This window comes from Lacinutrix chionoecetis (assembly GCF_053604665.1).
Genome location: NZ_JBSHNQ010000047.1, coordinates 49429 through 75687, shown reverse-complemented (window position 1 = coordinate 75687; position 26259 = coordinate 49429). Strand labels below are relative to the sequence as shown.

Here is a 26259-nt window from a genome sequence, read left to right as displayed (position 1 = left end):
CCTACGTTTCTGTATTGCCGAGATAAATAGCAGATAAATTGAATAAAAAAAGCTCAAGAATCTGATTTTAGAATCTATGAGCCTAGAATAATATTGTCTCAGATTAAAGAAGAATTTGTTTGTTTTTTACCTCAGTTCTTTGTTGTGTGTAGTTATTTTTTAATTCCTTTTTGGATATCCACTAACTTTAATTCTTTGTGGTAGCTTTCTATTCTTGAGTGTGCAGTTCCGTCAACTAATAAAATGGCTATTAGCATTGCAATAGTTGTAATGCTAATTGCTCTCCAAGTTGGTGTATTAACAAACAGAATTAATAATGTTGCTACTATAATTAAAATTGGAATTACTTTAAATACAACTGTATATTCCTTTAAAGTGCTTTCAGAACGTTCAATTTCGGATTGATAAAAGGCAGATGTATCGATATTAAAATCCTTTTCAAATTGTTTAACTCTTTGAATGTTGGTGTAATTAAGACCGCTACCAATTATCAAAAGTAATATGCCTGCAACTAAAGTTGGAATGATATAAGCCCTTGCTAAATCTGTTTTCCCTAATTGCCAAAACCCAATACTTGCAATTAAAAAACCAATCGCAAAAAAGATAAAAAAACGTGTTGAGAATACTTCAGCTTTTGCCCACTCTGTAGCTAATTTTAATAGTTCCATATTAGTTTAGTTTATATTTTTCTCTGTATTCCGTAGGACTTATACCTTCTTTCTTTTTAAATAATCGTGAGAAATATTGCGGATATTCAAATCCCAACTCGTAAGCTACTTCCGAAATACTTTTGTTCGGTTTCAATAAAATATTCTTTGCTTCATCGATTAAACGCAAGTGTAAATGTTCGGTAGTCGTTTTTCCTGTTTCTTTTTTAAGTGTATCACTTAAATAGCGTTGAGAAACTGACATTTTATTAGCTATTTGTTCTATGTTTGGAATACCTGTTTCTTGTAGTAGTCCTAATTCAAAATATTTAGACAATTGTAGATTAAATCGCTCCAATAAGTTATTTGATAATTCTTTTCTATTCAAAAACTGTCTTTCATAAAATCGATTGGCATACTTAAAAAGCGTACTTAATTGAGAAATGATAATTTCTTTGCTAAACTCATCTTGGTTGTTATGATACTCTATTTCAATATTTTCAACTATCGATTCTATTTGCTTTTCTTCTTTTGGCGAAAGATGTAATGCTTCATTTACTGAATAGGAAAAGAAACCATATTTTTTTATTTGTTGTGCTAAATTTGTTCCTTTCAAAAAATCTTCGTGGAAGTTTATTGAAAAACCTTTTCGCTCAAAAACCACGCTACTATCCCATTGTAGAATTTGCCTTGGTGCAATGAAAATTAAAGCTCCATTGGTAAAATCATATCTTGTTCGTCCGTAGTTTAAGTCACCTTTTACAAATTTCTTTAAGCTAATGGAATAGCAATCGTTTGTAATTGGTGGCGAACTTTCTTTTGGACAAGGTAAATAACCATCTCCTTTTGAGTTGAAAACACTCAACATTGGATGTTCAGGTCTCGGTAGGTCTAAATAATCGAGATAAGTCGATAATGTTTTAAAGTGCTCCATAATACAAATTTATATATTCCATTTTACACCTGTTTCTTTTTCCGAAAGTTCCCATAATTTTTTTGCTATAACTTTATCTTTGGCGTGTGATTCTAATTTATGTGCTCCAACTGGACCAGTCCAATTATTTCTTCCTGTTGGACCATAAAAACTACTTTGGTCTAAATTAGGTTCTGTAGCACACATCAATTGTGGGTAAGCACCTTTTTTAGCTGATTGTGTTAATGGTGATAATTTCATTAGATTAAAGATGAATTTCATCATAAAACTACCACTTGAATTTATTAAGTTGGTTCTTGAAGAACCAGGATGACAAGCGTAAGCTTTAACATCTGTTTTCCCAGCTTCTTTTAATCTATCTTGTAATTCGTAAATAGACATTATCTGCGCCAGTTTACTTTGACTATATGCATTATTAGGCGTGTAATCTTTATCCCAATTCAAATCATCAAATTTGATGGTTTTAATTCCCATATCATATCCCAAACTTCCTACCGTTACAATTCGTCCTTTGGATTTCTCAATAAGTGGGAACAATAGTCCTTGAAGCGTAAAATTTCCATAATAATTCGTTGCCATTTGACTTTCCCAACCATCTGTAGTTAGTGTCTGTTTAGGTACTTGGGCAATTGCTGCATTGCAGATAAGTGCATCAATTTGTGGAACTGTTTTTATAACTTCCTCAGTAGCTTTTTTTACAGAGGTTTGTTTGGATAAGTCCATTTGAATGTTAGTTAAATCAATATCGTTACCCAATTCTTGTTTCAATGAAGCAATAGTGACTTCTGCTTTTTTAGGATTCCTATTAAGCATTACAACTTTTGCTCCTTTTGAAAGCAATATTTTCGCTGCTTCAAATCCTGTTCCGCTTGTAGTTCCTGTTAGGACATATATTTTGCCTTTTAAGTTTCCGATTCTATCAGGTGTCCAACCTTTGTTCCCAAATTGGTTCGTATTCATTTTGTCTATTTTTTTTAAGATTAAAATTATTAGACAAAGGTCGGGTAGTAGTAGTCTTAATTCCTTATACGGATTTTCAAATGTTGGATACTTTTTGGTTTGAGTGGTAATTACACACAACGGTTTTGTGTATGGTTAGTTGCGTGTTTCAGCAACTAATTTAGTAAACAAAAACGAACGCGAGAAAATTCCGAAGGAATTTTCCAAATAAGCACTAGCCAAAGCAATTAATTATACACGGTGTTGTGTGCAGTTTTTATTCAGCTACTCTTTTCTTCAAATCCATTCTTTCGTGCAATATTCTCGTTATTTCAACATAATTTTCGTTCAAAGTTCTGTAGAATATTATATGTCGATTTGCACTCATTCCGAGAAGTTGCTTTGATATTCCATCGTAGAATTTTCCTATACCTGGATTTTCAGCAATTTCTTGACAATTAGAAATCAGTTCAGCGTAATATTTGTCAGCTTGTTTTTCTGACCAAACTTCAAAAGTGTAATCCCAAATCTTTGATAAATCCTCAACAGCTTTTTTGGTCAATTTATATTCAGCCATTCGAGTGCTTTTTCGCTTTTAGAGATTCAAGATGTTTTTTTGGGTCAAAGTCGTGAGCTATTCCGCTGTCAATTCCTTCTTGAATTGCTTTTTTCAATGCAATGACTTTACTTTCTTCTTCTTCTAAAAGTCTTAATCCTGCACGAATAACTTCGCTAACGTTTTTAAATCTTCCTTCTCTTATGCTACTTTGCACAAATTGGTCGAAATAATTTCCGAGTGATATAGATGTGTTTTTATTCATTTGAGTACTAATATATGTCAAATATACCAAAAATTGGTATAATGTCCAAATGTCTCAAATTGCACACAACGGTTGGTGTATGAGCAGTGCGGGTATTGTTTCCAGAATGTTCCTGCACTCTCTACATTTCCAAATATAGCTAAACTTTCGAATTAATAATTTTGCCCGCATTGCTTATACGCATTGTTAGTTACTTTGGCGACGCATCCGAGTAAGCGCGTACTGTTTGGTTTATTTATTTTTCGCGTTTGAGTGAGCATTCATTTTGCGTTGCGTTTTCCGTCTGAGTGATCAATTATTTTGCGTTTGAGTGAGCATTTATTTTGCGTTGCGTTTTCCGTCTGAGTGATTAATTATTTTGCGTTCGAGTGAGCATTTGTTTTGTTTTGTTTTGTTTTGCGTTGTTTTTATTTTCCGTTTGAGTGAGCACGTTTTTATTGTTTGTTTTATTAAGCTTGATTTATTAAAATTTTATCAAATTCATTTTACCCGTCCGAGTTGGTAATTATTTTTTTTCACAAACCCTATTTTACTCGATCGTAAGTATTTACTAAAAGTAGAAGCTCCAAAATTTAATCCGAGGGATTAATTATTTTGGAGCCATTGTAATTAACGTTTCGTGTATGAGCAGTGGCGTGGTTCGTCACGGGCAATTGCAAACAGGTACTTGCCATTGGAAATTCCGCAGGGATTTCCAAGTAGGCGAGAACAAGCCATTGCTTATACACATTGTTACCATACGTTTTTTATATTTTTCTTAATTCAGTCAGATATTGATCTTTTATATTTTCAAATTTGTTAATTAAATCAGATTTCTCTTTTATAGAATTCAGTTTATTTGAGTCCGTCTTAAAAAAGTTAGTTTTTTTGTCATTTTTAATCCGCTCTTGCTCAATAAATTTTTCAAGTTTATTTATAAATCGATTATTCAATCTAATCTCCTTGGAACTTATTTCCTCTTTTTTAAAATACTCATTTAGCAAGTATTCATAACTTTCAATCCAATCCGTTTTATCAAAATCAATTGTCTTTTCTGTAAATTTGTCTACTTTAAATTCTCCGATTTGATTTTGATCACTCCAAAAGTCAAGTTTTCCGTTTTCTAATTTCTCAATATTAATATAGCAATTCAGATAATTGTTTAATTCCGAATTCAGTTTTTCTCGGTTTTCAATTCCGATAAGAGTTAGCTCGTTTTTTTTAAAATCAGTTGGATTAAACTCTTTTGAAAAGAAGTTGCTCGAACTTAAATATAATTTTACTTCGTCAGCGTTATTATCGCTCACGACTTTTATAAGTACAAACATTAAATTAGTTCCGATTATGCTCATTTCTCAAATGTATGGTAACGTGTTTGTGTATGATTAGTTGCGTGTTTAAGCAACTAATTTAGCAAATAAAAACCGAATAGAAAATCCGCGAGGATTTTCGTAAGTAGGCGAGTACTAGCCATTAATTATACACGTTGTTAGCAAACGTTATTTTTATTTAAATATTCAATTTTTATTTCCGATATATTGGTCGGTTTACCAAGTTCGATTCCGTTCTCAACCTTAATTGCATTTCCAAAATCGTCATAAGTCCATTTTACATATTCGGTTGAATTCCCTTTATCATCTTTTCTCACATAAAAAATATCATTTCCATTATCGTCTTTCGTTCTTTCTTCTACTTTGGCAATCTTGTTTTCAACGATTAAAGTCCATTTCTCGGTATTGTCAAGGTATTCGTATATGTCTTCTTGAGTAACTTGTCCGTTTTCGTCAAAAGTTTTTCGGTTAATCACTCGTTTGTTTTGGTCATATCTGGAAACAATTTTCGAGTAGAAATTTCCATCAGAGTTGTATCTTTTTTGAACTCCTGAATCTTTGTCCTCAACAGTTTTGTGTTGTATAATTCCATTTTTGTCTTTTGTTAAATAAATGACTGTTTTGTCGTCCAAATATTGATTTTCATACCAATCCCAAATTTCGTTTTCCGCAGTTCTTTCGATTTGTTCAATTTGGCGATTTAATTTGTCAAATTTCCATTCGATTGAACCAACAAAATTGTTTTCAGAGTCGTATTGTTTCTCGGAAATACAATTTCCATTTGGGTCATAATCAAATAAGACAGTATATCTTATCTCTCCGCTTTCTTCAAAAAAGACTGTTTTTTCTTTAAGTCCGTTTAAATTGAATTCGTTGATAATGTGCTCTCGCACTTTACCATTTCCTCCAATTATTTTTCTTGACTTAATGTTCATTTTTAATGTTTGCTAACGTTTTTGTATAAGAATAGTTGCGGTTTTGTGTGCGAGGATTTTCCGGAGGAAAATCAGACGTAACAAAAGCGCAACGACCTTTGATTAAGCACTAATTTAGCAATTATTTTTATACGGTGTTACCACCAGTTTATTTCAGTCTTTTAAATTCTAATTTTATCGGACTTACTTCTTCTCCAGCTTCTTTCATCATTTTGTCCATAATTGGGTCAGAATAATAAGCAGAAAAACTATCTTTTTCCTTTTCAAATATTAAGTATAAAAGAGTCATTGATTCAGGTTCTTTACCATTTCCTCTTGGAATTGGTTTTGTTGTCAGAGTTAAAGTGTCTTTTTTCACACTCCAATCTTGTAAATCAGATTTCATAAATTCAGACAATTTTATTTCTCCGTTTCTATTTACTCCAGGTCCAGTAATACCAGTTCCGTCTTCATTAAGACTTATCAAATTTATCATTCCGTTTGGATTGGGTTCAGTAATCCAATTTCCGATAAAATAATTGTCTTTTTTTTGTCCTAAAATGGTATTAAAAGTTGCAACTATAAAAGTTAATAATAATATTTTTTTCATTTTTCTTGTAATTGGTGGTAACACGTAAATATACGCAATTGTGACCCTAAAACTAATAAAATAAATGGTATTAACCTATCTCAAGCTTAGCCTTTATTACAAAAGTTTTACAATATGCGCATTTTCAATATCGTCCGTTTTTTTTGCTATATTTAAACATTGTTTTGATATATAAAATACGCATAACACTTAATGGATTTTAAAAACTATAAATTTGTACCTGGTACACATAGAGAAAAGCAGGTAATTTGGATTCAATTTAATTATAATCCAAACTTAATAGCCCTACTAAAACAACGCTTTTCGTCTGTTAAATGGAGTCAAAGTAAAAAATCATGGTATTTACCAGATTTAATTGCAGTAAGGTCTGCACTTAATATGGCGCAACCCGATGCGCATTTAAAACTGTTACATAAAGTGCACATCAATAATAAAAAAGCGCTTAAAGCTTACTATAATCAACTGCAGCTAAAAGCCTATAGTCGTAATACGGTAAGAATGTATTTGGCAGAATTTAGCCACTTACTTATATTAATTAAAGATTACCCAGTTGACGATTTATCACAGGAAAGATTAAAAGACTACTTTCTTTACTGTGTTAAAATATTAAAAATGAGCGAAAGAAAGATGAATGGTAAAATTAATGCTGTTAAGTTCTATTTCGAAAAAGTAAAACAGCAACCACAAATGTTTTTCGATATTCCTCGACCAAAAAAACCGGTTACACTACCCAAAATGCTTAGTAAAAATGAAGTAAAACGCCTCTTTAACGAAGTAAAAAATCCCAAACACCTTCTTATCCTTAAATTATGTTATGGTATGGGTTTACGTGTAAGCGAAATAGTAAAACTAAAATTGACGCATATAGATAGCGAAAGAATGCAGGTACTTATTAGCGGAGCAAAGGGCAAGAAAGACAGATACGTTAATTTGCCGGAAAGCGTTCTCGGTGCGTTACGTGAGTATTACATAGCTTACAGACCAGAATATTGGCTTTTTCAAGGACAATATGGAGGTGCATACAGCACAAGAAGTGTACAGGCAATATTTAAACGGGCTATGAAAAAAGCTAAAATTAAAAAACAAATTGGAGTACATGGGCTTCGCCATAGTTATGCCACGCATTTATTAGAAAGCGGAGCAGATCTTCGGTTTATACAACAGTTGTTAGGCCATTACAGTATTAAAACCACCCAAATTTATACGCATGTTACTAAATCTGCAGTATCTAATATTAAAAGTCCTTTAGATACGCTGGACTAAAAATGTTTCAAAAAGAAATGCTAATCTTCAGTAGTTTCTTCCATTGTATGGTACACGTTCTGCACATCGTCATCCTCTTCAATTTTCTCTAAAAGTTTTTCTACATCTGCAGCCTCTTCTGGTGTTAATTTTTTGGTAACCTGCGGAATACGTTCGAAACCAGAAGATAAAATTTCAATACCACGAGATTCTAATTCGGCTTGTATAGTCCCAAAACTTTCAAAAGGTGCATAAATTAAAATGCCATCGTCGTCTGCAAAAACTTCTTCGGCACCAAAATCTATAAATTCAAGCTCTAGCTCTTCAGGATCTAAACCTTCAGCAGGAATTCTAAAATTACACGTATGGTCAAACATAAACACAACCGATCCAGAGGTACCTAAATTGCCATCACATTTGTTAAAATAACTACGCACATTCGCAACGGTTCTGTTATTATTATCTGTTGCTGTTTCTACTAAAACGGCAATACCATGTGGAGCATAACCTTCAAAAATAACTTCTTTATAGTCGCCTTGGTCTTTTTCGCTGGCTTTTTTAATGGCGCGCTCTACATTATCTTTAGGCATGTTTACAGCCTTTGCATTCTGTATTACAGCTCTTAAACGCGAGTTACTGTCTGGATCCGGACCACCTTCCTTAACAGCCATAACAATGTCTTTTCCAATACGAGTAAAGGCCTTGCTCATAGCAGACCATCGTTTCATTTTTCTTGCTTTACGGAATTCAAAAGCTCTTCCCATAGACTATTATATGTTTTATTTATACAACCTCAATAGGTATCAAGGCCAAATGTATTGTTATTAATTTTGTTTTATAAGCATCGCAAATTTATAAAAATATACGATGTTTTAAAATGGATATTTTTCTTTAATTACATTAAACCGAAGTATTATTCTTCATCATCAATAATACCCTCTATCGCTCTCGCTAGTTTAATATCTTTTAGCGTAACGCCTTTAGCATCGTGGGTGGACAACGAAATATTTAATATATTATACGTGTTCGCCCAGTCTGGATGGTGGTTTAGTGCTTCGCATTCAAAAGCTATACGGCTCATAGCACTAAAACAATCTTTAAAATTATTAAACTCATATTCGGTATGGATGGCATCATCTGCATAATTCCACTCTGGTAACTTTTCTAAATGTTTTTTTATTTCTTTTTCTGAAAGCTTACTCATAAAACTAAGATTTAAATTTAAGAGGATAAGTTAAGGAATACCCATTTTTAAAACAACTAAACTTCAAGTTCTTTCAAGACATCTTTACTTTCCAGCTGAAGGTGTTTTGGTAACCTGTTGTGTTTAGAAAGTACAGCGAGATAGCGCTCCTCGTTTGTAGTATATACGTTTTTAAGTAAAGGTTTAAAACTGCCTAAGGTTTCTATAATCTCTTTTATAAAATCGTCATGATGCACCAAATCCTTACTTCCTAAATGAAATATTCCAGACTTGTTTCTATTAATTATATAATGTATTTGCTGCGTCACTTTAGTATCTGTCGTAACATTCATAACCAAATTTGGAAACACCTCAATAGGAATGTCTTCTTTTAAAAACGCTTTTATCTCTTTAATTCGTGGCGATTGCGCACCAAAAACCATAGGTAATCTTAAAATGGAGATTTGCTTTTTTGGCATGCGCAGCAACATATTCTCAATTTTAATCTTAAAATGACCATACATACTATGGCTTAGCGTTTTGTCTAATTCGTAACTGGGAAATTTACTGTACGCATCAAAAACATTAGCAGAAGAGAGGTAAAGCAGTCTTGCATTGTTGGCAACTAAATACTCGCACATATGCGCATGGGCAATAACTTGTGCCGAAAAATTACCACGTAATGCAGAAATGATAACGGTTGGTTTTACATAATCTAAAATCTCGAAAATATCGTCTTCCTCAACATGGTATTGAAAATAATGCTGGTTTTTATCGTAGCTGTAATTGTCTGTTCTGTAAGTACCAAAAGTTCTAAAATAGGAGCAGAGCTCTTTGTAAATGGCTTCGCCTATAAAACCACTGGCTCCCAAAATAAGAATTCTGTTTTTTTTGTCTATTTCCTGCTTCATTAAACACTAAACGTCCTGTAGACGCAAAATCTTATCCTTTGTAAAAAGGTAGTTTTACAACTGTTGCTGGTACTGCGTTTTTACGTATTTGAATGTTAATTTTACTATTAACATCTGTAAAAACCACAGGCACATAACCCAATCCAATACCTTTTCCTAAACTGGGAGACATGGTACCAGAAGTTACTGTACCAATCTTTTTACCTTGTCCGTCTACAATATCGTAACCTTGTCGTGGAATGCCACGCTCGTCCAGCTCGAAAGCTATTAGTTTACGGTCTACACCATGTTTTTTTTGGTGTTCTAAAGCATCAGAATTTGTAAAGTCTTTTGTAAATTTTGTTATCCATCCTAAACCAGCTTCTAAGGGAGAGGTAGTATCGTCTATATCGTTACCGTAAAGGCAATAACCCATTTCCAAACGTAAGGTATCTCTTGCCGCAAGGCCAATTGGTTTGGCGCCAGCTTCTGTTACTTTGTCCCAAATTTGTTTAACTTCACTGTTTTTACAGTATATTTCAAAACCACCACTTCCAGTATAACCTGTTGCCGAAATAATTACATGCGCGATACCTGCAAAATCGCCAACCACAAAATTATAGAACTTTATTTCAGATAGATCCAAACTCGATAAGGCTTGCATTTTTTCCACAGCATTAGGACCTTGTATTGCTAAAAGCGAATAGTCTTCGCTTAAATCGCGCATCGAGGCACCAACATCGTTTTTAGAGGAAATCCAATTCCAGTCTTTTTCAATATTACTGGCATTAACAACAAGTAAATATTGGTCTTCTTTAAGTTTATAGATAATTAAATCGTCCACAATACCTCCATCATCATTTGGTAAACACGAATATTGTGCTTTTCCTACGGTTAATTTAGAGGCATCATTACTACTTACTTTTTGTATTAAAGCTAAGGCGTTAGGACCTTCAATTAAAAATTCGCCCATATGCGAAACATCAAAAACACCACAATCCTGTCGTACTGCTTCATGTTCTATGTTTACGCCATCGTATTGTACTGGCATATTATAACCAGCAAATGGTACCATTTTGGCGCCAAGAGCTTTATGTGTTGCTGATAATGCTGTGTCTTTCATCGAGAAATTATATTTTCATTTTTCGCCTAAGCGAAATTTTGTGTTACATTTTGCTATTAATTTTAATAAGCGAAACAAAAGTATTGAAAAATATTGAGTTCATTTCCATGACCTTCTTATTTAAAAATCTTAATATTTTTTAGGTTCGGCTATAATCACTAATTTTCAACCCAATTACAATTAATACAGTTGTCTATGAAGTGGCTTTTACCTATTCTCTTTCTTACATTTATTGTAATAACTTCACGTAAAAAGAAGACAGAAAAAAGGGTCGATGATGCAAAAACCGAGACATTTATAGGCTCGGTAAATAAAGACAATACCTTTGTGCCAATAGAAGGGCTAATTAGTTTTAAATTTAAGACAGAAGATTCTTTAAATCTGGTTATTTCAAGAATTAATCATCAGGATAAATACTGCTCGCTGCACTTGTATCTGGAATACAAGAAGAAAGTAATCGATAAAATAAGTTACCCAAAACTATTCCAGCAATGCAATCCTGAAGTGCATTTAAAACAGGACTTTAAACAATTAAAGTCTGTTGTTTTACCAAATGCTAAAACCGAAGTTGGCCTAATAACCTTTAAGCTGGCGAATGGTGCCACTTACGATTTGCTCGTTGGGCAAAGCAACAGAAAGCTCTTAAAACTTGAAGAGGAAATAGCATTTAATCCAGACCAGATTGTAGAGAACACACTAACCGTAAAAGACAGCGCATTGATTTACAGCAGTAAGATTCTTAACATACAAGACAAAATAGAACACTCTAAAGCAACCAAAACATTAGAAGTTTTAGGCAACGGAATTGTAAAAGAACAGAAAACGTTCCCAGTTACAAAACAGGTGTATACGCATACATTTAAAAAGCATCCTAATTATACATATAGTATTGAGCAAACCAGTTATAATTGGAGAACAAGTATTTATAAATCCCTGTTGAAAAAAGATGAAAATGTATTAGATTCTAATATACTTGAAAGACATGATAACTATATAGAAACGTTATACGAAGTTAACGAAGTGAAAGCAATCTACTCAGCTCCTGCTATCACAAATATTGAAGAACTGGTGGAAATCACTAATAATAGTTTAGGCGAAACTTGGGATGGTTATGCTTATAGTAACATGCTTTTTGGCTACACAAAAAATAACACCTTGGTTAACGAATTGTTTACAAATAGCGAAGGCGGAAACACAGAAACTGACTTCTCTCGAAGTTATAAAGCAGATGAAAGTTTTATAATTCCATATACTACTGAAGCGAATTTTAAAAACAGAATAATAATTAATAAAACAGGCAATGAAACCCTTTACGATATGGATAAGGACGACCAAGAGGGTAAAACCACCCAATTTTATAATATCGATGAAGTCTACAAAGCTGTAAATGGACAATTTATTGAAGATACCACGACAGGTTATAATGCTTATGTAATTGCCAAAAACGGATTGTCGGTTAGACAAAAACCAGGTTTTACCGAAAGAATAGAAAAGTTAGATTATAAAACTGAAGTAAAAGTAATTGCCAAATCTAAAATAGAAATAGTACTCAAGGAAGCTAACAATAAAATAATAACTGGTCGTTGGTGTAAAATACTCTATAATAGTGGCAAAACAGGGTATGTGTTCGATGGGTATTTAAGCAAGGCAAAACCAGAGTAATTTGTCCATTGTTTCTTAAAACTATAAGAAAGAAGTATTAAACTAAAGTTAAACGGTACCTATTCTTAGGTTGCTTACGCATTACAAGCTATATTAAGCTATGGAAAATATTTTAATTGCAGGTGCCAATGGTACTACCGGAAAAAAAATTGTAAATCTTTTACACGAATCTCAGTATTTTAATCCCATCGCAATGGTGAGAAAAGCAGAGCAGGAATCGTACTTTAAAGCTAATAATATCGAAACGGTTTTAGCAGACTTAGAAGAAGACGTCTCTCATGTTTTTAATAACCAAACAGTAGATAAAGTATTATTCGCAGCTGGATCTGGAGGTAAGAAAGTGGTGGCTGTAGATCAAGAAGGCGCAAAACGATTAATTGATGCATCTACTAAAAACAACGTAAAAAAGTTTGTAATGCTTAGTTCTATGGGAGCCGATAATCCTGAAGAACAAAGTGACCTGCAAGCCTATTTAAAGGCAAAACATAACGCGGATGAACACTTAAAAGCGAGCGGTTTAAACTATTCGATAGTGAGGCCAGGAGCGCTTACCAACGATGTTTTAACAAACACTATAGAGTTAGAGGAGAAACTCAATAAAAGTGGTGAAATTAGTAGAAATAATGTTGCGCAAACCTTAGTAAGAACCTTAAACGACGATATTGCTAATAAAGCAACATTCGAAATAATTAATGGTAACACATTAATTAGTGATGCTCTAAATAAAGTATCGACTATTACAAGCTAATTATTGAGATAATAAATACGATTTCAATTCATCATAGCTACTAATTTTAGTGGCTATTTTTGTTTTGTTTACCACAGATTTAATTTGCTCTGGCAATTCTTGTTTTTCCTGTATCACCTCCTCAACCACATCTAAAAATTTAGTAGGATGTGCTGTTTCTAAAAACACGCAGTGCGCTTTTGGGTTGTTTTTTAAATACGCTTTACAACCTAAATAACCAACAGCACCATGCGGATCTGCAACGTAGTTATATTGGTCGTAAATGGATTTTAACGCCTGTTTAGTTTCAGTATCACTAAAACTAAAAGAGGATAAATTAGTTTTTAAAGTATTGAATTCATTTTTATAAATTTCGCGAATACGTATAAAATTACTTGGATTCCCAACATCCATGGCATTGCTAATGGTTTGCACAGAGGGTTTAGGATGGTATTGTTCGGTTTCCAAATAGTTTGTTACAACATTGTTTTCGTTATTAGAAGCTATAAAATGTGTTATTGGTAGCCCTAATTGTTGTGCCATCATACCAGCACAAACGTTTCCAAAATTACCACTTGGTACAGAAAATACAATCTCTTTGTGTTTGTTGTGCAATTGTTTGTACGCAAACATAAAATAAAAGAGTTGTGGCAGCCATCTTGCAACATTAATGGAATTAGCCGAAGTAAGCTGCATTTTGCTGGTTAAAGCATTATCTAAAAAAGCCTGTTTAACCATATCTTGGCAATCGTCAAAAACACCATCAACTTCTAATGCCTTTATGTTTTTACCAAGTGTAGTGAGTTGTTTTTCTTGTATATCGCTTACTTTACCGCTTGGATATAGAATAACAACATTTACGCCTTTAACGCCTAAAAAACCATTAGCTACCGCACCTCCTGTATCTCCGGAAGTTGCTACCAAAACAGTTACTTCATTGGTGTTTTTCTTGTTAAAATAGCCTAAACATCGTGCCATAAATCTCGCACCAACATCTTTAAAAGCCATGGTTGGTCCATGAAACAACTCTAAGGTCGAAATATTTTCATCTAATGAGATAACAGGAAAATCGAAAGACAAGGTGTCTTCAATAATCGTTTTTAGTACCTCTTCAGGAATATCTGGTGTTACAAACTGTTTAATGGCTTGAAAAGCAATTTCAGGATACGTTAAATCATCAATATTTTCAAAAAAAGAAGGTGGCAATGGTGTAATACTTTCAGGAAAATACAAACCTTTATCTGGTGCTAATCCTTTAATTACCGCATCTTTAAATGTTGTGTTTGGTGCTTTATGGTTGAGACTGTAGTAGTTCATAATTATAAATAATTGACAGAAGACTTCTGACTGAAGACAGAAGTGCTTCTTTACTAAAATAGAGTATTTTGAGATTAATTAATATTTTTTCTAAAGGCGCTCATCATGTTCATTAGATTGAAAGACTCATTATAAAACTTATCGAATTCGATTTGACTAATATATTTTCTTCTTTTAGCTTTAAAAAGACAGGTTATAACTTCTGCAAGAGAGCGTATTGAATAACTAACAAATTTTCTTTGTTCAGGATTCGATTGCCCTATTGATCCTTCAGATATGTTTAGTGCTATTGAGTCTGAAGCTCTTCTTATTTGAGATGATAAATTATATTTTTCTTTGTCAGGAAAATTATTAGCAATTGAATTCATTTCTTCACCAAAATCCATTGCCTTTTGCCATATTATTAGTTTTTCGAATTTAAATTTATTCATAATTTACTCATTAATTAAATATTCCGTATTCAGCTATCCGTCTTCCGTCTTCCGTCTTCAGTCTTCAGTCTTCAGTCATTTTTAACACATTCCATCTAAAGAATCATCATACCCTGTGTATTAATCTTTGAAACATATACATTATAATTAATATCTGTTTTCGAATACACATTTTTCATAGCTTTTGCAACGGCTTCTGCATGTTCTTTTCCTTTTGATAATGCAAAAACGGATGGTCCGGAACCAGAAATGCCAACACCTAAAGCTCCCGCTTTCAGGCTTTCCGCCTTAACCATATTAAAATGAGGAATCAATTTACTCCTGTATGGTTCTACAATAACGTCGTTAAGCGAATCGCTTAACAACTTATAATCGTTGGTATGCATGGCATGTATTAAACTGCCAACATTAGCCCATTGTGTAATAGCATTTTTTAACGGAATTTCCTTTGGCAAAATGGCACGGGCTTCAGAAGTTTTTATCTCTATTTCCGGATGAATTATTGTGGCAAATAAATCTGTTGGTGTTGGGATTTTTAAAACGTGTAAAGGAGCAATAGATTTCACCAATGTAAAACCGCCAAATAGAGCAGGAGCTATATTGTCTGCATGCTCACTACCGCTGGCAAGAGCTTCACCTTTCATAGCGAACGTTGTAAGTTCAGTAGGGTTATAGGGCCTGTTTAATAATTCGTTTATAGCCCAAACACTTCCAGCCGCACTGGCAGAACTACTACCAATACCACTTCCAGGTTTAATTTTTTTATAGATTTCTATTTCAAATCCGCAATCTGGTTTAAAAGCATCAACTAAAGCTAATGCCGAAACGCCAGCTACGTTTTTTTTGGTTTCTAATGGTAAATCATAGCCTTCAATTTTGGTTATTTTAATACCTTTTGCTGTGGTTTTTCTTATCACCATTACATCGCCAATAGTATCTAAGCAAAAACCAAGGACATCGAAACCACAAGAGACATTTGCAACGGTTGCTGGTGAGAATATTTTTATTTCATTCATAGGTTCTGTAAAGGAAAATAGAAATTGATTTACCTGTTTCTATCTATGCTACCAGTTTTTTACTTATTTCCAACTCTAATAATATCTGCAAATAAACCAGAGGCTGTAACATCTGCTCCAGCGCCTGCACCTTTAACAATAAGTGGTTGTTCTGGATAACGTTGTGTATAAAACATAACGATATTGTCTTTACCTTCAAGGTTCGCAAAAGGATGATTTTCTGGTATTTCCCGCAGGCCAACTTTCGCTTTGCCGTCTTTAAATTCTGCTACATATTTAAGTTGGCAGTTTTTGGATTTGGCATCGGAATACAATTTTTGAAAATAAGCCTCATCGTCCTTTAACGTTTTATAGAAGTCATCAACAGTATCGCTCTCTAAATTGGCTTTCGTTAAAAATGAATCGTTCTCAATAGACTCAATTTCCATGACTCCGCCATTTTCACGTGCTAAAATTAATATTTTTCGAGCTACGTCTATACCACTTAAATCTATTCGTGGGTCTGGTTCTGTATAGCCTTCAAATTGAGCACGTTTTACTGTGTCATGAAAATTGGTACGGTCGCTAAAATGATTAAAAATAAAATTTAAACTTCCTGAAAGCACGGCTTGAATACTGGTTACTTTATCTCCAGAAGCTACCAGATTATTTAGTGTGTTAATTATTGGTAATCCTGCACCTACATTCGTTTCGTATAAAAAAGGCGTATTGAATTTAAGCGATAAATCTTGCAGGTATTTATAATTACTGTATTCGCTGGAACAGGCAATTTTACTACAAGCAACCACGGCAATACTGTTTTTTAGATAGTCTGCATACATTTTTGAAACGGCCTCATTTGCAGTGACATCCACAAAAATACTGTTGCGTAAATTTAACTCTGTAGCTTTATTAAAAAAGCCTTTTAAACTCGATTTATCCGCATGATGAAATAGTGAAGCCCATTTTTTAAGTTTGATGCCTTTAGGATTAAAAACCATTTTTCTTGAATTAGATAAACCTATAATGCGTACATCTAATTTAAGGTTCTTCTTTAGATAATCGTGTTGCTGCTCAATCTGGTCTATTAGTTTTTCGCCAACATTGCCAATACCAGTTATATATACATTTAGCTGTTTAATATTATCTTCAAAAAAGCGTTCATGAATGGTATTTAAAGCTTTTTCAACATCTTTCTCGGCAATCACAGCCGAGATGTTTCTTTCTGAAGCGCCTTGGGCAATAGCACGAACATTAATATTATTTTTTCCTAAAGCACTAAACATTTTACCACTAATACTTTGATGATTTTTCATATTATCACCAATTAACGCAATAATAGATAAATTAAGCTCTACAATAATAGGATCTATTTTATGCATTGAAATTTCATATTCAAATGCATTATTTATAGCAGTCTCAGCTTTACTGGCATCGTTTTGTAGAATACCAAAACAGATGGAATGCTCAGACGAGGCTTGCGTTATTAAAATTATATTAATTTGTTCCTGAGCTAAAGTCTCGAATAAACGTTTTGAAAAACCTGGAACTCCAACCATACCATTACCCTGTAACGTTAATAAAGCAATGTTGTTAATGTTTGTTATTCCTGTTGCAACATTAGATTTATTATGCGCTTCGTTAGAAATTACAGTACCAGGATCTTCTGGTTTTAAGGTGTTTTTTATGTGTATAGGAATGTTTAAATCTAAAACGGGTTGTACAGTAGGAGGGTAAAGTACTTTGGCGCCAAAATGAGATAACTCCATGGCTTCCTGATAGCTAATTTGTTCTATAGGATAAGCCTGTTTAACTAATTTAGGATTGGCAGTATACATACCACTAACGTCCGTCCAAATCTCTAAGCGTTCTACATTTAAAGCAGCAGCTACAATAGCAGCTGTGTAGTCCGATCCGCCTCTGCCAAGTGTGGTAATCTCGCCTTTATTGGATTTTGAAATAAACCCAGGTAATATGGTTATATGTTGCTCGGCCTTATTAAAATACTCACGAATTTTAGTATTAGATGCTTCAAAATCAACTTCTGCTTCTGTAAATTTAGAATTGGTTATTATTAATTCTTGAGTGTTTTTTCGTTTGGCTATTAATCCTCTGGATTTTAATGTTTCAGCTATAATGTACGACGATAATAATTCCCCAAAACTTACTAATTTATCTGAGGTTTGAGGGGACAATTCATTTATTAAATAAATACCATCTAAAAGACTGTGTAAATGTTTTAATTTTTCTTCTAAAGTAGTAACAATCGTTTTGTTTTTTGTTGGAATTAAATCTAACAATAACTTTAAGTGAGTAGATTTAATTGCTTTATATTCAGATATATAATCTTTATCTTTATCCTTAGCCAACTGTCCTGCATTGAGAAGCTTATCGGTAATCCCACCAACGGCAGAAACCACACAAATTATTTTATCTTTAGACGCATAATTCTCTAAAACATCAATGACTTTATTTATGTTTTTTGATGAACCTACAGATGTTCCTCCAAATTTTAATACCTGCATTTGTATTGAATGATTAAATTTATATTTGATGCTGAAATGTATTACTTTTACCTGAATAAGAAAACAAAACCATCATTTTTATAATATTCTAAATTTTAAGCCTTAATATCTTGAAATTAAAAATAAAAATGCGAATTATGTAAATTATATTAAATGAAAATTTTCTCTAAAGAACAAATATATGCTGGCGATAAACAAACTCAGGAGCGCCAGAAGATTTCCTCAACCGATTTAATGGAGCGTGCAGGCATACAGATTTTTAACTGGCTACACATGCGTATGCAAGGCGCTCAGGTACCTATTCATGTTTTTTGTGGTATAGGTAATAATGGTGGTGATGGTCTGGTTGTTGCCAGACATTTAATAACACATGGCTATAATGTAAAAGTATACATTGTTAATTGCAGTGATAAGCGTAGTAAAGATTTTTTAATTAATTACGATCGTATAAAAAACATTACCAAAGAATGGCCAACCTTATTAAGTTGCAAAGAGGATTTTAACGAACTGCAAATTGATACTAAAGACATCATTATTGACGCCGTTTTTGGCATTGGACTTAATCGTCCTGTAGATCCTTGGGTTAAAGATTTATTTAAATTTTTTAAAACAACCAAGGCATTTACCTTGTCTGTAGACGTTCCTTCTGGATTACATACAGATATTGCTGTTGATGACGACGAAGGCATTGTATATGCAGGTTACACATTAAGCTTTCAAACGCCAAAACTCATTTTCTTTTTACCTGAAACTGTTAAATATACTCAACAATGGGAGGTTTTAGATATTGGTATTGATCCGGAATATTTATTTTCTACACAAACTGAAGCTAATTTAATTGGTAAAAATGAAGTACTTCCAATTTACCAGCCTCGTGAGAAATACAGCCATAAAGGCACGTTTGGACACAGTTTAATAATAGGAGGGAGCTATGGAAAAATAGGAGCGGTAACATTAGCTTCTCGTTCTGTATTGGCTGCTGGTGCAGGCAAGGTTACCACTTATATACCAAAGTGTGGTTATACTGTTTTACAGACGGCATTACCAGAAGCAATGGTTATTACCGATGCAAATGAAGAAAAAATCACCAAAATAGATTATAAAATAGAACCAACTGTTGTTGGTATTGGTGTTGGTTTAGGAACCGATGCAAAAACAGTAACTGCTGTTGAAGCATTTTTGAAGGCAAATAAAACGCCCTTGGTTATTGATGCCGATGGACTAAACATAATATCGAAAAAGAAAAGCCTATTAAAATTATTGCCAGAATTAACAGTCTTAACGCCACATCCTAAGGAATTAGAAAGACTAATTGGTAAATGGAACGACGATTTCGATAAACTTAAGAAAACAAAAGCTTTTGCTAAAAAGTATAAGATTATAGTAGTAATTAAAGGCGCAAATACTATTACCGTTTTCGACAACAAACTCTATGTTAATGCCACAGGTAATCCAGGATTAGCAACCGCAGGCACAGGAGATGTTTTAACAGGCATAATTATTGGTTTAATCTCTCAAGGTTACGATGCGCTGCAAGCCTCATTATTTGGTGTCTATTTGCATGGTAAAAGTGCTGATATTTTAATCGAGCAATTAGGTTACCAAAGTTTATTAGCAAGTGATGTAATTGATGGTATAGCATTGGCTTACCTCGATTTATTTAAACAGCCAGAGCAACCTGAAGTGGAAGAAACACCAGACGATAATAAAAAGAAACAAAAAAGAAAATAAATCCATAAAAAAAAACCGAAGTCTGAAACTTCGGTTTTTTATGTAAAACTTTAATAGCTATTAAATGTTTTCCAGGCTATTTAGTACGTCTCTTAATTTAGGACTTGAAGGTCTTGGAGCATCTGCATCAACAACATTTCCAGCCGGATCGATCAAAATGAATCTTGGGATTCCATTAATTTTGAATCCTTGTACAAAATCTGTTTGCCATCCATTATCTGAAATCACCTGAATACCACCTAACTCTTTTTCGGCAACCATTTTTTTCCAACCTTCGTAAGCTAATTTTGCAGCTTCTTCTTTGGTGTCTGCTTTAAAACCTCTACCATCATCAACAGAAAGGCTTACAAACTCAATGTTTTTGTCCTCAAAATCTTTTTCAACTTCCTTTAAAGACGGTATCTCTTTAATACAAGGTCCACACCAGGTTGCCCAGACATCGATATACACATATTTACCTTTTAAATCTGCTAAAGAGGTTTTGCCTCCATTTATGTTTTCAAAATTAAAAGTAGGTGCTGGCTTACCAATGTAAGATGCAAATTGTGCTGCTCGTGCTTGCTGCTGCTTGTAAGCTCCTGTAATACCAGGTTTAAACTGCGCAATACCCATCTTCTCGTTGGCTAAAAGTGTAGAATCTAAATCTTTTGCGTTAGCATCCAGAAACGTGTTTAATTCGTTTTCAAGCTCTATTACTTTAGCATTAAACGCGGCTTCGTCTAAGTCAAAAACACTTGGTTCAACCAGATCTTTTTGCATCACCACTTTCTTAACTAAATAATTGTTAGGCTCGGCACCTTCTCCAGTAAATTTTAATGTTTCGAAAAATTCTTTCGAATTTAAATCTAATTTTAAGTCATATCCATTTTTTAAATACACTTGTGCAGCCTCTTTACCATCGTAAACTCCATATATACCTGGAGCAACTTTTAAAGTATCACTAAAGGTACCATCTTCGGCAACTTTAACTGTTTTAGAGAAGTTTCTACCCTGATAAATAAACAGAGAGTCACTATTTTTATTTTCAATTGTACCAGACAATGTAACATAATCTTTTGGTGGCTCTTCTTTACATGCAACAATTGCCAGTACAGCTAAGCTCAATAATAATTTTTTCATTTTTATATTTTTTAATTGCTGTAAAAATAATAGAATATTGTAACAATGCTGCTTTATTCATAAATTATTAACATAATTTGCGTTCCACTTAGCATTTGTTATTTTTGATGCTGCTAATTTAATTTCTATGAGTACATACCATAATATATCTTCTAAAAAACTTGACATTGTAACTATTTACAACATCTTTAAAGACAACAAGAAATTAAAATTGTCTAAGGAGGCGACGCAGAAAATAAAAGCTTGTAAAAGCTATTTGGATAAGAAATTAAATGAAGCCGACAAGCCTTTCTATGGCATAAATACGGGTTTTGGCTCGTTATATAATGTCGAAATTTCTAAAAATGATTTAACCAAACTACAGGAAAATTTAGTAATGTCTCATGCCTGTGGAACAGGAGAGCGAGTACCAGAACCTATTGTTAAAGTGATGCTGCTTTTAAAAATACAGTCGCTTAGTTATGGGCATAGTGGTGTGCAATTAGAAACGGTTAACCGTTTAATCGATTTTTTCAATAACGATGTTTTTCCATTTGTGTTTACACAAGGCTCACTTGGTGCTTCTGGTGATTTGGCGCCTTTAGCCCATTTAGCATTACCATTAATAGGTAAAGGTAAAGTGGTGCACGATAAAAAAGAAGTCAATGCCAACACCATACTTAAAAAGTTTGATTGGAAACCAATAAAATTAGAAGCTAAAGAAGGATTAGCACTGTTAAACGGCACGCAGTTTATGAGTGCTTATGGTGTATATTTGTTATTAATGTCTCATAAAGCCTCTTATCTGGCAGATGTTGTTGCAAGTATTTCTTTAGATGCTTTTGATGGCAGAATAGAACCATTTCATGATTTAGTACACCAGGTTCGTGCACATTCCGGACAATTAAAAGTCGCGAGACGTTTTAATGAATTTTTAAAAGGAAGCGAACTTATTACACGAGAGAAAGAGCATGTTCAAGATCCGTATTCTTTTAGGTGCATTCCGCAAGTGCATGGCGCAACTAAAGACACTTTAGATTTTGTGGAAAAGGTTGTACTAACCGAAATTAATTCGGTGACCGACAATCCTAACATATTTCCTGAAGAAGATTTAATAATTAGTGGAGGAAATTTTCATGGTCAGCCATTGGCTTTAGCCTTAGATTATTTAAAAATAGCCATGGCAGAAATAGGAAACATTTCTGAACGTAGAACATTTCAATTGGTATCTGGCTTACGAGGATTGCCAGCTTTCTTGGTCGATAATCCAGGTTTGAATTCTGGTTTTATGATTCCGCAATACACTGCAGCAAGTATTGTTAGTGCGAATAAACAACTAGCAACACCTGCAAGTGTAGATAGTATTGTTTCAAGTAATGGACAAGAAGATCATGTTAGTATGGGTGCTAATGCAGCAACGCAGGCTTACAGATTAATTAGAAATGTAGAGCGTATAATTGCTATAGAACTTATGAATGCAAGTCAAGCCATAGCCTTTAGAAACCCTTTAAAAACTTCACCGTTTTTAGAATCGTTTTTAGAAGCCTATAGAAAAGACGTTACATTTGTTGAAAAAGATCGTGTACTGCATGATGATATTGAAGCTTCAATTGCTTTTTTAATTGATTTGGATATTGAAATTGAAGAGTTGTTTTTAAATGATTATGGCATCTCTAAGACGCACAAGTAACACAAAATCTGCTGTGTGGCATAAGCATAATACGACCTATTGGTATTTGATTGTTGCACTTACCGCAAACTCCAAAATGGGGCTCGTAAAGGTTAGATAATGTAATTTGAAGGTTCTTTAGTTTCTGTTCAGACTTTTTTAAAGCGGCTTCATTAACCGACTTATTATTAATAGCATCCATTCTTGACACTCTACCAATGGAGTTTTCTGGTGAGATAGGTTTTGTAAACTCTCTCAAACGGGCAATAGATGCTTCGGAAGTAGAAATTTCATCTTTAATTAGGGCTTCAATTTTTCTTAATGCCTCGGGAGTCATGACTTAATTATATTATTTTCACTTTTATTACTTGGAAGAATCTCAACAAAATAATAAATAATAGATCCAATTGAAGAGGTGAAAATTAAAACCAAAGTCCACATTAATTTTTTGCTACTATCGTTAAGCGGATTGTTGTTTGCATGTATAATATAATAAATTAATAAAGCAATAGAGATGATGCTGCTTACTATTATAAATACAAATAACATTAAAAAATTAGACATAAACGTTGCAGGTATTTGCTGTGCGTCGCTATCTATATTAGCTGTTGATTGCAGCTCACCATAACCATGAAGAAAAAACATAAAGAAGCATATAAAAAAAGCAACAAAGAAGAGTAGTGGTGAAAAAGTAAAAATTCCTAACCATATTTTTTTAGTAGTTGTCATAGCATTTTTATATTTAAAATCTAAGATAAAAAAATCCTGTAAGCTATCTGCTTACAGGATTTTTTATGTATATAATTATTTTATTAAGATTCGGTCGATTTTTCAGCCTTTTCAATTTTAATGGTTATTTCATCAGTTTTACTGTCTAAATCCATAATAATTTTATCGCCTTCTGTAACATGAGAGGTAATAATCTCTTCGGCTAAAGCATCTTCAACATATTTTTGTATAGCTCTTTTAAGTGGTCTTGCACCATATTGCTTATCGAAACCTTTCTCTGCTATATAATCTTTGGCAGTATCTGTCAATTCTAACTCGTACCCAAGACCTTTAATTCTAATAAATAATTTTTCTAATTCAATATCAATAATCTTATTAATATCTTCTTTTTCAAGCGCATTAAACACAACAACATCATCAATTCTATTTAAAAATTCTGGCGCAAACGATTTTTTTAATGCATTTTGAATTACAGCACGAGCATTAGCATCTTCCTGTGATTTTTGAGACGCTGTACCAAAGCCAATTCCTGTACCGAAATCTTTTAATTTACGCGCTCCAATATTAGAAGTCATGATAATAATGGTATTTCTAAAATCTATTTTACGTCCAAGCGAATCTGTTAAATAGCCATCGTCTAAAACTTGCAATAGCATGTTAAAAACATCTGGATGGGCTTTTTCAATTTCATCTAAAAGAATAACAGCATAAGGTTTACGTCTTACTTTTTCGGTTAACTGCCCACCTTCTTCGTAGCCAACATATCCTGGAGGTGCACCAACTAAACGAGAAATGGCGAATTTTTCCATGTATTCACTCATGTCTATTCTAATTAGCGAATCTTCACTATCAAAAAGCTCGCGAGATAATACTTTAGCTAATTGCGTTTTACCTACACCTGTCTGACCTAAAAATATAAATGAACCAATGGGCTTATTTGGGTCTTTAAGTCCTGCACGGTTACGCTGTATGGCTTTAACAACCTTAGCAACAGCTTCGTCCTGACCAATAACTTTACCGTTAATAAGTTCTGGCAATTCGGCAAGCTTATTACTTTCTGTTTGTGCAATTCGGTTTACAGGAACACCAGTCATCATAGAAACTACATCTGCCACATTATCCTCGGTAACCGTTTCTTTATTAAGTTTGGTATCTTCTTCCCATTTTTCCTGAGCGATAGCCAATTCTTTCTCTAAGCGTTTCTCATCGTCACGCAAACGAGCAGCTTCTTCGTATTTTTGCTTTTTAACAACAGAATTTTTTGTTTCCTTAACTTCTTCAAGCTTTTTCTCAAGCTCAATAACCTGTTTAGGCACATCGATATTTGTAATATGCACACGCGAACCAGCTTCATCTAAAGCATCGATAGCTTTGTCTGGAAGAAAACGCTCGGTCATATATCTGTTGGTAAGTTTTACACAGGCTTCTATCGCCTCGTCTGTATATTCTACATTGTGGTGTTCTTCGTATTTACCTTTAATATTATTGAGAATTTCTATTGTTTCCTCAACTGTGGTTGGTTCTACAATAACCTTTTGAAAACGACGCTCTAAAGCACCATCTTTCTCAATATATTGTCTGTATTCATCTAAAGTTGTGGCACCTATACATTGTATTTCGCCACGTGCTAAAGCAGGCTTAAACATATTAGATGCATCTAAACTTCCAGTAGCACCACCAGCACCAACAATGGTGTGAATTTCGTCTATAAACAAAATAACATCATCATTTTTTTCAAGCTCGTTCATAACGGCTTTCATTCGTTCTTCAAACTGACCTCTGTATTTTGTTCCAGCTACTAAACTGGCTAAATCTAAAGTAACCACACGTTTGTTAAATAAAATACGGGAAACTTTACGTTTTACGATTCTATTCGCTAAACCTTCGGCAATGGCACTTTTACCAACACCAGGTTCCCCAATTAGTAACGGGTTATTTTTCTTTCTACGTGATAAAATTTGAGACACACGTTCAATTTCTTTTTCTCGACCTACAACAGGATCTAATTTTCCTTCCTCTGCCATGGCAGTAAGATCACGACCAAAATTATCTAGAACTGGTGTTTTAGATTTTTTATTGGTTTTTCCTGTAGGCGTGTTAAAAATGTCTTTAGACTCATTACCATCGTTACCTTTAGAATCGTCATCTTGAAACGATTCTGCTTTAGGTTCTATATAATTATTATCGTCGTTTGTAATCATAGTCTTAAATTGTTCTTTTACATTATCGTAATCCACTTTTAGCTTATTTAAAAGCTTAGTAGTGGGATCGTTTTCATTTCTTAATATACACAAAAGCAAATGCGCGGTGTTAATTGAGGTGCTTTGAAACAATTTTGCTTCTAAAAACGTTGTTTTTAATGCACGCTCTGCTTGTCTGGTTAAGTGTAAATTCTTTTTTTCGTTAGAGGTAATGGTTACATTTGGATTTGCCGGACTTAATATTTCTACCTTTCTTCTCAAGTGATTTAAGTCAATATCCAAGGCATCTAATATATTAATAGCTTTACCATTTCCGTCTCTTAATAATCCAAGCATAAGGTGTTCGGTCCCAATAAAATCGTGACCTAAGCGAAGCGCTTCTTCTTTACTGTAAGCGATTACGTCCTTTACTCTTGGTGAAAAATTATCATCCATATCGTTGTTCCTTTCGTCAATAAATTTAGTGAATCATAATATCAATGGCAAAAACTATTCCTTAAATAATATGAAGATAGCTAATAGACAAAAAAAAGTTTATAAAATCAAAACAATTAACAAGAT

General features: G+C 33.4%; 25 protein-coding genes. 5 read left to right on the top strand and 20 right to left on the bottom strand.

Annotated elements, in window-relative coordinates:
• Positions 1-152: 152 nt before the first annotated feature.
• The 8 genes from ACVC43_RS00825 to ACVC43_RS00790 all read right to left on the bottom strand — a co-directional run bounded on the left by ACVC43_RS00825 (position 153) and on the right by ACVC43_RS00790 (position 6175).
• Entirely contained in the window at positions 153-668 is a 516-nt protein-coding gene (locus ACVC43_RS00825) for a hypothetical protein (RefSeq protein WP_452222676.1), read from the bottom strand.
• 1 nt (position 669) lies between these two features.
• Positions 670-1581, bottom strand: a complete 912-nt coding sequence (locus ACVC43_RS00820; protein WP_452222675.1) for a helix-turn-helix domain-containing protein — start codon at positions 1579-1581, stop codon at positions 670-672.
• A gap of 9 nt (positions 1582-1590) precedes the next feature.
• Entirely contained in the window at positions 1591-2541 is a 951-nt protein-coding gene (locus ACVC43_RS00815) for an SDR family oxidoreductase (protein WP_452222674.1), read from the bottom strand.
• Between the two features lie 256 nt (positions 2542-2797).
• Complete coding sequence (locus ACVC43_RS00810; RefSeq protein ID WP_452222673.1) at positions 2798-3097, bottom strand: type II toxin-antitoxin system RelE/ParE family toxin; 300 nt, start codon at positions 3095-3097, stop codon at positions 2798-2800.
• Entirely contained in the window at positions 3090-3341 is a 252-nt protein-coding gene (locus tag ACVC43_RS00805; protein ID WP_452222678.1) for a type II toxin-antitoxin system ParD family antitoxin, read from the bottom strand. Before ACVC43_RS00805 ends, ACVC43_RS00810 begins: the two co-directional genes overlap by 8 nt.
• 746 nt (positions 3342-4087) lie before the next feature.
• A complete protein-coding gene (locus ACVC43_RS00800; RefSeq protein WP_452222672.1) occupies positions 4088-4672 on the bottom strand; it encodes a hypothetical protein in 585 nt (194 codons plus the stop codon).
• Between the two features lie 137 nt (positions 4673-4809).
• A complete protein-coding gene (locus ACVC43_RS00795; protein ID WP_452222671.1) occupies positions 4810-5586 on the bottom strand; it encodes a hypothetical protein in 777 nt (258 codons plus the stop codon).
• A 148-nt stretch (positions 5587-5734) separates the two neighbouring features.
• Positions 5735-6175, bottom strand: a complete 441-nt coding sequence (locus ACVC43_RS00790; protein ID WP_452222670.1) for a hypothetical protein — start codon at positions 6173-6175, stop codon at positions 5735-5737.
• Positions 6176-6367: 192 nt separating this feature from the next.
• Between ACVC43_RS00790 and ACVC43_RS00785 the strand changes: the two genes are divergently transcribed.
• Positions 6368-7438 carry a tyrosine-type recombinase/integrase gene (locus ACVC43_RS00785; RefSeq protein WP_452222669.1) on the top strand — a complete coding sequence of 357 codons (1071 nt, stop codon included), beginning with the start codon at positions 6368-6370 and terminating at the stop codon, positions 7436-7438.
• 20 nt (positions 7439-7458) lie between these two features.
• Here ACVC43_RS00785 and ACVC43_RS00780 read toward each other — a convergent pair whose 3' ends face one another.
• The 4 genes from ACVC43_RS00780 to gcvT all read right to left on the bottom strand — a co-directional run bounded on the left by ACVC43_RS00780 (position 7459) and on the right by gcvT (position 10613).
• Positions 7459-8181, bottom strand: coding sequence for a YebC/PmpR family DNA-binding transcriptional regulator (locus ACVC43_RS00780; protein ID WP_452222668.1), 723 nt, complete (start codon positions 8179-8181; stop codon positions 7459-7461).
• Between the two features lie 149 nt (positions 8182-8330).
• On the bottom strand, positions 8331-8621 hold the full coding sequence (locus ACVC43_RS00775) for a 4a-hydroxytetrahydrobiopterin dehydratase (RefSeq protein ID WP_452222667.1): 291 nt from the start codon (positions 8619-8621) through the stop codon (positions 8331-8333).
• Positions 8622-8677: 56 nt separating this feature from the next.
• Positions 8678-9511: a sugar nucleotide-binding protein gene (locus ACVC43_RS00770; RefSeq protein ID WP_452222666.1), complete on the bottom strand. Its 834-nt coding sequence runs from the start codon at positions 9509-9511 to the stop codon at positions 8678-8680.
• Positions 9512-9542: 31 nt separating this feature from the next.
• Complete coding sequence (gene gcvT / locus ACVC43_RS00765) at positions 9543-10613, bottom strand: glycine cleavage system aminomethyltransferase GcvT (RefSeq protein ID WP_452222665.1); 1071 nt, start codon at positions 10611-10613, stop codon at positions 9543-9545.
• Between the two features lie 195 nt (positions 10614-10808).
• On the opposite strand from gcvT, the gene ACVC43_RS00760 reads away from it, so the two are divergent.
• Positions 10809-12275, top strand: coding sequence for an SH3 domain-containing protein (locus ACVC43_RS00760; RefSeq protein ID WP_452222664.1), 1467 nt, complete (start codon positions 10809-10811; stop codon positions 12273-12275).
• Positions 12276-12375: 100 nt separating this feature from the next.
• Positions 12376-13023, top strand: coding sequence for an SDR family oxidoreductase (locus ACVC43_RS00755; protein ID WP_452222663.1), 648 nt, complete (start codon positions 12376-12378; stop codon positions 13021-13023).
• Here ACVC43_RS00755 and thrC read toward each other — a convergent pair whose 3' ends face one another.
• From thrC to thrA, 4 genes are all read right to left on the bottom strand, one after another.
• Positions 13024-14319 carry a threonine synthase gene (gene thrC / locus ACVC43_RS00750; protein WP_452222662.1) on the bottom strand — a complete coding sequence of 432 codons (1296 nt, stop codon included), beginning with the start codon at positions 14317-14319 and terminating at the stop codon, positions 13024-13026.
• 74 nt (positions 14320-14393) lie between these two features.
• The gene (locus tag ACVC43_RS00745) at positions 14394-14750 is read right to left on the bottom strand and encodes a four helix bundle protein (protein WP_452222661.1); all 357 of its coding nucleotides are present in this window, start codon (positions 14748-14750) and stop codon (positions 14394-14396) included.
• Positions 14751-14845: 95 nt separating this feature from the next.
• Positions 14846-15766, bottom strand: coding sequence for a homoserine kinase (locus ACVC43_RS00740; RefSeq protein ID WP_452222660.1), 921 nt, complete (start codon positions 15764-15766; stop codon positions 14846-14848).
• Positions 15767-15825: 59 nt separating this feature from the next.
• Positions 15826-18270, bottom strand: coding sequence for a bifunctional aspartate kinase/homoserine dehydrogenase I (thrA, locus tag ACVC43_RS00735; RefSeq protein ID WP_452222659.1), 2445 nt, complete (start codon positions 18268-18270; stop codon positions 15826-15828).
• A gap of 153 nt (positions 18271-18423) precedes the next feature.
• Between thrA and ACVC43_RS00730 the strand changes: the two genes are divergently transcribed.
• Positions 18424-20001, top strand: a complete 1578-nt coding sequence (locus ACVC43_RS00730; RefSeq protein WP_452222658.1) for an NAD(P)H-hydrate dehydratase — start codon at positions 18424-18426, stop codon at positions 19999-20001.
• Between the two features lie 60 nt (positions 20002-20061).
• On the opposite strand, the gene ACVC43_RS00725 is transcribed toward ACVC43_RS00730, so the two are convergent.
• Complete coding sequence (locus ACVC43_RS00725; protein WP_452222657.1) at positions 20062-21120, bottom strand: TlpA family protein disulfide reductase; 1059 nt, start codon at positions 21118-21120, stop codon at positions 20062-20064.
• A gap of 127 nt (positions 21121-21247) precedes the next feature.
• On the opposite strand from ACVC43_RS00725, the gene hutH reads away from it, so the two are divergent.
• Positions 21248-22789 carry a histidine ammonia-lyase gene (gene hutH, locus ACVC43_RS00720; protein WP_452222656.1) on the top strand — a complete coding sequence of 514 codons (1542 nt, stop codon included), beginning with the start codon at positions 21248-21250 and terminating at the stop codon, positions 22787-22789.
• On the opposite strand, the gene ACVC43_RS00715 is transcribed toward hutH, so the two are convergent.
• The 3 genes from ACVC43_RS00715 to ACVC43_RS00705 all read right to left on the bottom strand — a co-directional run bounded on the left by ACVC43_RS00715 (position 22773) and on the right by ACVC43_RS00705 (position 26133).
• Positions 22773-23105, bottom strand: a complete 333-nt coding sequence (locus tag ACVC43_RS00715) for a TraR/DksA family transcriptional regulator (RefSeq protein WP_452222655.1) — start codon at positions 23103-23105, stop codon at positions 22773-22775. The genes hutH and ACVC43_RS00715 overlap by 17 nt on opposite strands.
• Positions 23102-23497 (bottom strand): PLDc N-terminal domain-containing protein, encoded by a 396-nt coding sequence (locus ACVC43_RS00710; RefSeq protein ID WP_452222654.1) that lies wholly within the window; start codon positions 23495-23497, stop codon positions 23102-23104. The genes ACVC43_RS00715 and ACVC43_RS00710 overlap by 4 nt, the downstream gene beginning before the upstream one ends.
• 83 nt (positions 23498-23580) lie before the next feature.
• Positions 23581-26133, bottom strand: coding sequence for an ATP-dependent Clp protease ATP-binding subunit (locus tag ACVC43_RS00705; protein ID WP_452222653.1), 2553 nt, complete (start codon positions 26131-26133; stop codon positions 23581-23583).
• Positions 26134-26259: the final 126 nt, after the last annotated feature.

What these genes read in the sequence shown, in the direction of transcription:
- ACVC43_RS00825 (WP_452222676.1), bottom strand. Translation starts at nt 668, where the DNA reads ATGGAACTATTAAAATTAGCTACAGAGTGGGCAAAAGCTGAAGTATTC.
- ACVC43_RS00820 (WP_452222675.1), bottom strand. Translation starts at nt 1,581, where the DNA reads ATGGAGCACTTTAAAACATTATCGACTTATCTCGATTATTTAGACCTA.
- ACVC43_RS00815 (WP_452222674.1), bottom strand. Translation starts at nt 2,541, where the DNA reads ATGAATACGAACCAATTTGGGAACAAAGGTTGGACACCTGATAGAATC.
- ACVC43_RS00810 (WP_452222673.1), bottom strand. Translation starts at nt 3,097, where the DNA reads ATGGCTGAATATAAATTGACCAAAAAAGCTGTTGAGGATTTATCAAAG.
- ACVC43_RS00805 (WP_452222678.1), bottom strand. Translation starts at nt 3,341, where the DNA reads ATGAATAAAAACACATCTATATCACTCGGAAATTATTTCGACCAATTT.
- ACVC43_RS00800 (WP_452222672.1), bottom strand. Translation starts at nt 4,672, where the DNA reads ATGAGCATAATCGGAACTAATTTAATGTTTGTACTTATAAAAGTCGTG.
- ACVC43_RS00795 (WP_452222671.1), bottom strand. Translation starts at nt 5,586, where the DNA reads ATGAACATTAAGTCAAGAAAAATAATTGGAGGAAATGGTAAAGTGCGA.
- ACVC43_RS00790 (WP_452222670.1), bottom strand. Translation starts at nt 6,175, where the DNA reads ATGAAAAAAATATTATTATTAACTTTTATAGTTGCAACTTTTAATACC.
- ACVC43_RS00785 (WP_452222669.1), top strand. Translation starts at nt 6,368, where the DNA reads ATGGATTTTAAAAACTATAAATTTGTACCTGGTACACATAGAGAAAAG.
- ACVC43_RS00780 (WP_452222668.1), bottom strand. Translation starts at nt 8,181, where the DNA reads ATGGGAAGAGCTTTTGAATTCCGTAAAGCAAGAAAAATGAAACGATGG.
- ACVC43_RS00775 (WP_452222667.1), bottom strand. Translation starts at nt 8,621, where the DNA reads ATGAGTAAGCTTTCAGAAAAAGAAATAAAAAAACATTTAGAAAAGTTA.
- ACVC43_RS00770 (WP_452222666.1), bottom strand. Translation starts at nt 9,511, where the DNA reads ATGAAGCAGGAAATAGACAAAAAAAACAGAATTCTTATTTTGGGAGCC.
- gcvT (WP_452222665.1), bottom strand. Translation starts at nt 10,613, where the DNA reads ATGAAAGACACAGCATTATCAGCAACACATAAAGCTCTTGGCGCCAAA.
- ACVC43_RS00760 (WP_452222664.1), top strand. Translation starts at nt 10,809, where the DNA reads ATGAAGTGGCTTTTACCTATTCTCTTTCTTACATTTATTGTAATAACT.
- ACVC43_RS00755 (WP_452222663.1), top strand. Translation starts at nt 12,376, where the DNA reads ATGGAAAATATTTTAATTGCAGGTGCCAATGGTACTACCGGAAAAAAA.
- thrC (WP_452222662.1), bottom strand. Translation starts at nt 14,319, where the DNA reads ATGAACTACTACAGTCTCAACCATAAAGCACCAAACACAACATTTAAA.
- ACVC43_RS00745 (WP_452222661.1), bottom strand. Translation starts at nt 14,750, where the DNA reads ATGAATAAATTTAAATTCGAAAAACTAATAATATGGCAAAAGGCAATG.
- ACVC43_RS00740 (WP_452222660.1), bottom strand. Translation starts at nt 15,766, where the DNA reads ATGAATGAAATAAAAATATTCTCACCAGCAACCGTTGCAAATGTCTCT.
- thrA (WP_452222659.1), bottom strand. Translation starts at nt 18,270, where the DNA reads ATGCAGGTATTAAAATTTGGAGGAACATCTGTAGGTTCATCAAAAAAC.
- ACVC43_RS00730 (WP_452222658.1), top strand. Translation starts at nt 18,424, where the DNA reads ATGAAAATTTTCTCTAAAGAACAAATATATGCTGGCGATAAACAAACT.
- ACVC43_RS00725 (WP_452222657.1), bottom strand. Translation starts at nt 21,120, where the DNA reads ATGAAAAAATTATTATTGAGCTTAGCTGTACTGGCAATTGTTGCATGT.
- hutH (WP_452222656.1), top strand. Translation starts at nt 21,248, where the DNA reads ATGAGTACATACCATAATATATCTTCTAAAAAACTTGACATTGTAACT.
- ACVC43_RS00715 (WP_452222655.1), bottom strand. Translation starts at nt 23,105, where the DNA reads ATGACTCCCGAGGCATTAAGAAAAATTGAAGCCCTAATTAAAGATGAA.
- ACVC43_RS00710 (WP_452222654.1), bottom strand. Translation starts at nt 23,497, where the DNA reads ATGACAACTACTAAAAAAATATGGTTAGGAATTTTTACTTTTTCACCA.
- ACVC43_RS00705 (WP_452222653.1), bottom strand. Translation starts at nt 26,133, where the DNA reads ATGGATGATAATTTTTCACCAAGAGTAAAGGACGTAATCGCTTACAGT.